Here is a 1,619-nt window from a genome sequence, read left to right on the forward strand (position 1 = left end):
TCAGAAACATCAAGCCCAACCCACATCACCCCTGATGGCAAAGGAATATTGGCTTGCGATACTATATCTTCAAAAAAGAAACTTTCTTGTTTCAGCATCTTATTACCATAAGCGATATATCTTAACCGAGCGGTAGTAAGTTTTGCCTCTATGGTTGGGCTAAAATCGACAAGTCTTACGGTAGAACTTGCAGGGTCATAGATATTTTGCTGTTGATATTCGGCTCTGAATTTATTGTAGAAACTTATAGGCTGATTATTTTTCAAAGCATCTATTTGTAGCAGTGTTCTTGCTGGCACTACGCCTGTAACCTCTTCCGGAAAAAGCACTTCTAAAATTCGTTCCATAATCCTAGAACGAGAATTTTCTAACTCATAATCCAGCTTTTCAAGCTCAGAGGCAAGTGCCGACAAAAGTAAATTCACAATGGGATCAAAAGCGTGTTCTGATACGAGTTCGTTGTATCCCCAAATCTTTGCTGCTCTCCTTAATATCCTGTCTTTTATATGGTCTTTACTCATAGGTAGGTGCTTTTAAATTCTGATAAATTAGTAGGATAGAGGACCTACATAAAATGAAGTGGTATAAATAAGCTCTCTATTCGTTTCTTTAATCAACCCCTTTAAAGATAAAACTATTTTCTTTTTTACACGGCTTTCTCTACGATTACCAAAACTTTCTTGGCTGATGCTTAAATCAATGTTTTGTAAAAACAACCTTTTTTCGTGTGTTTTTACAGATTGAAAAACAGAATCATATATAAATTGTTTCAATTCATTATCGCTTTTTAATAAATCAAAATCCATTTCCCATAACTCACACCCATAGGTATAATCAAATTTACATTCGCCAAATGAAGTGGTAATCAACACAAAAAGATGTTGCCTTATAGACTTCTCTAAAGGAATTTGTACTAAATCCTTTCTTTGCTTCAATGCATCAAAGTCTATAGGTAATTTATAATAAGTACCTTTCATATTATTATTTATGTTTATAGGTAAATTCGTTTTTCCAATTTACCATTATTAGAATACTCAAATTTTTTAGCAACCTTTGTTCTTTGTACCAATGTTAATTCAACTTTGGGGGTTAGCTTCAACATTTTCTCTCTGTAAGAAATATCACCAATAAACTTTTGTCCTTGGGCTTTATCAATTACCATAAAATGGTAGTCGGAATTTGATGTTTTAATAGCTGGCAAAGCACCTGCAAATAGAAATAAGTGTTGTTCGTTATGGTAAAAATCATAAGTTAATATATTCTCTGACTTACTTCTATAACGGTGTAAGGTAAATTTCTTTAATGTATCTTTTTGAGGTTCAAATGCGACGTTTTCATATAATAAATGTTGGGTATCAAAAAAACGAATGCCTAAAAATGACCAAAAACTTTTTTTTACTTTTTTCTCCGAAAATTGTAACACATCTCTTGTGACTTCATATACACTTATTTCTTCTGTTTTATCATCTGTAAGAGTCAATTTATAAGTAGGGATTTCAATAATCGCATCATCTACCTGAATTTTAGCTGTACCTACCTCTGTATCAGAAATGGTGATTTTAATACAATGTCTATGCAGGGAGCTGTCATTTCTTACAACAACTCGCTCTTCTCCCATA

Annotated in this window: 2 protein-coding genes and 1 pseudogene; all 3 read right to left on the minus strand. The window is 32.9% G+C overall.

Going from position 1 to position 1,619, the window contains the following annotated elements; all coding sequences use genetic code 11:
• Positions 1–521 (minus strand): annotated as a pseudogene (locus VQ048_RS12120) (type VI secretion system baseplate subunit TssF); the annotation flags it as partial.
• Between the two features lie 27 nt (positions 522–548).
• Positions 549–977, minus strand: coding sequence for a GPW/gp25 family protein (locus VQ048_RS12125; protein WP_327611918.1), 429 nt, complete (start codon positions 975–977; stop codon positions 549–551).
• Between the two features lie 14 nt (positions 978–991).
• On the minus strand, positions 992–1,619 hold a 628-nt coding region (locus tag VQ048_RS12130; protein ID WP_327611919.1), incomplete at its 5' end, for a hypothetical protein.

The sequence above is a fragment of the Bergeyella anatis genome, assembly GCF_036016955.1.
In the GTDB taxonomy this organism is placed as follows: Bacteria; Bacteroidota; Bacteroidia; order Flavobacteriales; family Weeksellaceae; genus JAYWXI01.

Excerpts from the sequence above, each read along its gene's own strand:
- VQ048_RS12125 (WP_327611918.1), bottom strand. The coding sequence starts at position 977 with ATGAAAGGTACTTATTATAAATTACCTATAGACTTTGATGCATTGAAG.